This window comes from Acetobacter papayae JCM 25143 (assembly GCF_000613285.1).
GTDB lineage: Bacteria > Pseudomonadota > Alphaproteobacteria > Acetobacterales > Acetobacteraceae > Acetobacter > Acetobacter papayae.
On record NZ_BAIN01000104.1, the window covers coordinates 1 to 5753 of the forward strand.

The following is a 5753-nucleotide window of genomic DNA, read 5'->3' on the forward strand; positions in this document are numbered from 1 at the left end:
CGCCCCCCCGGCGGACGCCCCCCGTCCGATCTGGAACAGCGCCTGTGCCGCCCCTTTCTGGAACGGGCCATAACCCTGCTGGCACCACGCCACATTATATTATGTGGGCGCTTGGCCACGCACATGCTGCTGGGACCTGAAACCGTGCCCCCGCGCCGCCAGTGGCTATCTTTTGAACAGCCCGGCCAGCCTGCCCGACCAGTGCTGGCCATGCGTCATCCGCTTCAGTTGCAGGCCAGCGCCACCGCCCGGCGCGAAATATGGCAAGCCCTTATGATGGTGATGCAAAGCCTCCACACCGGCGGCTAAAAACAGCCATTCCGCCCCATGCAATAACGCCACCCCCAGCACAAAGAATTGCCACATTCATTTTTCCAGAATACCTGAGTAAAACAAAGAATTCCTGCAATGCCTTCCTGACTGTTCCAACCAGTCTCGAAATGAGTGTTACGCGCTCCCTTTTTGATGCTTACAAACATGAAACTTGCTTTTTGAACGCGAAGCGCTTAGACCGCGCCTGCTATGCGAGCGATAGGTCATATCCCCCATCAGATCGCGGCAAAGGCCATACTGGCCAGTGCCGCCCTGTTGGCCAGCGCTTCCGTCGGCATGACGAGAGCCAATGCCAAGCCCCCGGAAAACGGGCACGAGCCATACAGCGATGAGCAGCTGGCCATGGTCGTGCCACGTCCGGCGTTTCCAGAAGGAGATGATCTTGCCCTACCAAAACCTCTTCCCCCTGAAATAGCGGCAGAAATCCGCGCTATTTTCCGCCTGCAACATCAGGGTTCCTTTGCTGAGGCGATCAACGCCACAACCCATCTGACAGATTCAACCCTGCTGGGTGAGCTGGAAGCCGACCGTTATCTCAACCCGGCCTACCACCCCAGCGCGACCGAACTGCGGAACTGGCTCAAGCAGTACACCGGCTATGCCGATGCACCTGCTATCTGGGCCAGACTGGCCGCCCTGCCGGATCGTGGTGGGCCTTTGCCCCCTGCACCGCCCGCCGAAAGGCTGGCCCCGCAGCATATGGCGCTGGCCTCCGCCCCCAGAACGCAGGACTTCTCGCGCAATCCCCTGCTGGACCGCACGGTGCATGAACGTACCAATGCCGGTCTAAAGGGGGCTAGAAGCGCCCTGCACCTTATCAGCATCACGCCGGGCATCACGCCGGCCTATGCCTCGCAGCTTCAGGCGGAAACCGCTCAGGCCCTGCTGGCCGAAGGCGAAACCGATATTGCGCTCGATATCAGCCGCAACGCCTTTGAAGAATCACACGAACATAACGCCCTGGCCGCCTTCATGGCGGGTCTCGCTTTGTGGCAGAAAGGCGAATGGGCCGAAGCCGCCCAGTTCTTCAAGAACACGTCACGTACCTCCCATGCCGAGCCCGACATGAAAGCGGCTGGCGCTTTCTGGGCTGCACGCGCTTACAAAAAGCTCGGCAACACCCATAACCGCCACCTGTGGCTGCAACGGGCTGCTGCCTTCCCGCACACGTTCTACGGCCTTCTGGGCACTGGCATACTCCAGCGCACCAGCCTGACCGAAGAGCGGGGGGATACCGACCATCCGGCTGAAAGCGGGCATATTGCGGGCTTCGCCCCCATGGAAGCCGCCAATACCGGTGCCGTTTCCAATCCGGTGCTGACCGAAATCGATATCGAAGCCGTAGGGGCTACCGATGCCGGGCGGCGCGTCTTCGCGCTCCTGCAGGTCGGTGAGAACACACAGGCTGAAAATGTGATCCGCCGTGTCTGGCCGGACCTGCACGATGTCACTCTGGCCCGTGCCTTTCAGCTTGTGGCCAACAGTGCTGGCCTGCACGATCTGTCTAACGAAATGGCCGAAGCCCTGCGGGCCGGGGATACCCATACCCGTACGGCGGATGATGCGCCGCTGCCGCCATTCCATCCACGCCATGGCTTTACCATGGACCCGGCTCTGGTTTACGCGCTGGCCCGCGTTGAATCCAATTTCGACCCCCGGGCCGTTTCCGGTGCTGGCGCACAGGGGCTGATGCAGATCCGCCCCACCACGGCGGATTTCGTGACCAGCAGTTCCCCCTCCAGCAATACCCACTACTATGAGCGCACCTCCTCCGCGCTGCATGATCCGGGTATCAATCTGGAAATCGGGCAGCGCTATGTGCATTATCTGGCGCAGCTTACCCACCAGACCAGCCATACGGATGCCGAAGGTGGTGACATGATCCGCCTGCTGGCCAGCTACAATGTCGGCCCCGCAGCCCTTGCCCACTGGGAAAACACCGGGGCCGCACCGGCTGACCCGCTGCTGTATATCGAGCTACTGCCCAATGTGGAAACACGCGACTACGTGCACCGCACCCTCACCTATCTGTGGCGCTACGCCAGCAAGATGAAGCTTCCCGCCCCGTCTCTGACAGCCCTGTCAAAAGGCGATTGGCCCAGCTTCGCACAGGAAAGGGCACTAGCCCACACCGTGCACTGAACGGCTAAAACGCCAGAAGGCGGGCTGGATGTAGCGGGGTTCTCCCCTGTTACACCCAGCCCGCCTTCTGCGTTTTACGGCTCCAGCTCCGGCTTTCAGTTTTCCGCCAGCGCCTGTCTGCTGGCCCGCACACGGGTTACCCTGCGGCCTTCTACTTCCAGCACCTCAAACAGCCAGCCTTCATACGCCACCTTGTCGCCCGCAGCAGGCACGCGCCGCAACAGGGCCAGAATGAGCCCACCAAGTGTGTGGTAGCTCCCTTCTTCAGGCAGCATACGCAGGCCCAGCCTGTCTTTCACCTCATCCGCCGATTCCGTACCTTCGAGCGTCAGCACCGCATCCTGTTCCGGCAAGGTGGTGGCATGCGCCATCTGCTGGGGTTCGTGCCCTGTTTCCCCCACAATGGCGTCAAACAGGTCGGATGCGGTGACAATCCCTTCAAACGCGCCATATTCATCGAACACAAAAGCCATGCCGAGCGGAATGCCCCGCATACGTGCCAGCATGTCCAGGGCGGAAATGCTGTCCGGCACCACCACCATGGGGCGCAGGCCGGCCTCAATGGAAGCAGGCATGCCATCAAGCATACGGTCGAGCATATCCTTGGCCAGCACCACGCCAACAGGATTATCCATCCCACCTTCGCATACGACAATCCGGGCATAGGTTGTCTGCTTGAGCGCTCTAACAAGCGCCTCACGCCCGGCATGGCGGTCTATCCAGTAAAGCTCGGTGCGGGGGGTCATGATCGCGCGCACGGGCCTGTCTGCCAGACGGAGCATGCGTTCGATCATCGTGCGCTCTTCATGCTCCAGCACGCCCAGACGAGCACCCTCGGCAATATAGGCTTTCAGCTCATCTTCCGTCAGGGTCCGGTTGACGGCATCCGCCGCCCCTACCAGGCGCAACACCAGATTGGATGACTGCCGCAGCAGCCACACGACCGGGCGCGTAACGTTCGCCAGAATTTCGAGCGGCAGGGCCAGTCGCGCTGCGACAATCTCGGGCTCACGCAGGGCAAGCTGCTTAGGCACCAGTTCACCCAGCACCAGCATGAGCACCGTAATCACCATAACCACCAGCACCATGGAAAGCTGGGGGGCAAAAGGCCGTAAGGCAGGGATCTGCTCAAGAACGGGTGTCAGGCGCGCCTCGATCTTGATCCCGCCGAAGGTTCCTTCGAGAATCGAGACAAGCGTCATGCCGATCTGCACGGTGGGCAGGAATATCTGCGGGTCTTCCGCCAGACGCAGCGCCCGATCTGCCCCATACACGCCGTTTTCATAAAGCTTGGCCAGACGTGGTTTCCGAACGGAAATAAGCGCCAGTTCACCCATGGCAAAAATGGCGTTCAGCACCACCAGAAACAGAATGACAAGAAGAGAGACAAGCATGAACCGAAACCACATCCCAGCACAGAACCACCCCGTGCGATCACACGAAGCCGCGCCACGATAAGAGATGATCCGGCAGGATACCAGCTACGAAGCCCCGAGCTGCGACACGCCTGCATAGCGACGGGGCAAAAACCATGCGGGGATTGTATGCCTGCCCCAACCATAAAGCGGACAAAAATGGTATGCTTTTATCCACCCGACACGAAAAAGGGCGGCTCCAGATCGGAGCCGCCCCATTCAATCCGCGCGATTCGCGAGCAATACTGCCAGCGTATCAGTCCGCTGCGGTGGATTCCGCAGAGGTTTCGGCTTTCACTTCGGCGTCATTGGCACCTTCGGTGCGGATCACCTTTACGCGCGGCGCCTTGGCGGGCTTGCGGGCCGCAATGGCGTCCATCTGCTCTTCCACCTGTTTGGAGAAGACGTACTGGGCCGGACGCTGGTTAGCCAGCGAGATTTCCGGCGCCATCGGCTTTTCGGTTTCAGGCCCGAACAGTGCCACCTTGGCAATGTGCCAGGGCCGACGCACCGCATCCATGACAGCCGTGGACTCATAACCGGAATGCACCATGCAGTCGGCGCATTTTTCGTAGTTACCCGTGCCGTAGTCGTCCCACTTGGTGTCTTCCATCAGCTCATTGAAGGTTTTGGCGTAACCTTCACCCAGCAGATAGCAGGGACGCTGCCAGCCGAACACGTTACGCAGCGGCTTGCCCCACGGCGTGCAGTGATACTGCTCGTTGCCCGCCAGGAAGTTCAGGAACAGCGGAGACTGCGTGAAGCGCCACTTCTTGCCTTTGCCCAGACGGAAAACATCGCGGAAGAGCTGCTTTGTTTTCTGGCGGTTCAGGAAGTGTTCCTGATCAGGCGCGCGCTCGTAAGCATAGCCCGGCGCGGTCATGATACCGTCCACACCCATGGCCATCACTTCATCAAAGAAGGAGGCCACGCGCTTGGGGTCAGCCCCGTCAAACAGCGTGCAGTTGATGGAAATACGGAACCCACGCGCCTTCGCCTTCTTGATGGCGGCCACGGCACGTTCGTACACACCATCCTGACAGACGGAGGCATCGTGCATGGTCTTGTCGCCATCGAGATGCACATCCCACGAGAAGAAGGGAGACGGCTCGTATTCGTCCATCTTCTTCTCAAGCAGGAGCGCATTCGTGCACAGATAGACGTATTTCTTCCGGGCGATCAGGCCACGGATGATTTCCGGCATTTCCTTGTGCAGCAGCGGCTCGCCACCGGCCACGGCAATAACGGGCGCGCCTGCCTCGGCATCAGCATCGAGGCATTCCTGCACCGTCATGCGCTGGTTGAGGATGGCCGCCGGATAATCGATCTTGCCGCAGCCCGCGCAGGCCAGATTACAACGGAAAAGCGGCTCAAGCATAAGTACAAGCGGGTAACGCTTGCGTCCTGTAATATGCTGTTTGACAACGTAGCTGCCGACCCTGACGGCCTGCATTATCGGTACAGCCATAAACCCCCGCTTCGGCGCCTTAACCGGACACCCTTATCGTAACTCAGGAAAACTCGTTCAGTGTGTCAAAGTAACACGGCGTACCGCCCCATGCTGCCTGATGGAAACAGCCATGGAACACGGTACCGCCTGCATTGAAGATACTGGCCTGCATATAGGTGGGGTGTTTTGTCAAGCTCAAGTGTTTTCCACAGAGCGTTGCAAAAAAGACACATTCATCCGCCAGATTTACTTCTATGCTTGCGTTTCTGGCAGAAACATTAAACCAGAACCATAAATCCCGCATCAACAGATACAGGCTCGCGGGTAGCCATTAACCCAGAACACTACGCAGGCCCGTCCCTGCCAACAACAAGAAGATGGAAGCGATCACATGGACAGTGCGCAGGACAAGG

The 5753-nt window shown here is 59.5% G+C and carries 5 protein-coding genes; 3 read left to right on the forward strand and 2 right to left on the reverse strand.

Annotated features, from left to right (window positions below):
* Both JCM25143_RS14215 and JCM25143_RS14220 read left to right on the forward strand, forming a co-directional pair.
* The coding region (locus JCM25143_RS14215) for a uracil-DNA glycosylase family protein (protein WP_025861701.1) at positions 1 to 309 on the forward strand (309 nt) is incomplete at its 5' end.
* Positions 310 to 522: 213 nt separating this feature from the next.
* Positions 523 to 2475 carry a transglycosylase SLT domain-containing protein gene (locus JCM25143_RS14220; protein ID WP_025861702.1) on the forward strand — a complete coding sequence of 651 codons (1953 nt, stop codon included), beginning with the start codon at positions 523 to 525 and terminating at the stop codon, positions 2473 to 2475.
* A gap of 95 nt (positions 2476 to 2570) precedes the next feature.
* On the opposite strand, the gene JCM25143_RS14225 is transcribed toward JCM25143_RS14220, so the two are convergent.
* Positions 2571 to 3869 (reverse strand): hemolysin family protein, encoded by a 1299-nt coding sequence (locus tag JCM25143_RS14225; protein ID WP_025861704.1) that lies wholly within the window; start codon positions 3867 to 3869, stop codon positions 2571 to 2573.
* 277 nt (positions 3870 to 4146) lie between these two features.
* Positions 4147 to 5358, reverse strand: a complete 1212-nt coding sequence (gene hpnH, locus JCM25143_RS14230; RefSeq protein WP_025861705.1) for an adenosyl-hopene transferase HpnH — start codon at positions 5356 to 5358, stop codon at positions 4147 to 4149.
* A gap of 112 nt (positions 5359 to 5470) precedes the next feature.
* Between hpnH and JCM25143_RS22495 the strand changes: the two genes are divergently transcribed.
* Positions 5471 to 5635, forward strand: a complete 165-nt coding sequence (locus JCM25143_RS22495; protein ID WP_159101659.1) for a hypothetical protein — start codon at positions 5471 to 5473, stop codon at positions 5633 to 5635.
* Positions 5636 to 5753: the final 118 nt, after the last annotated feature.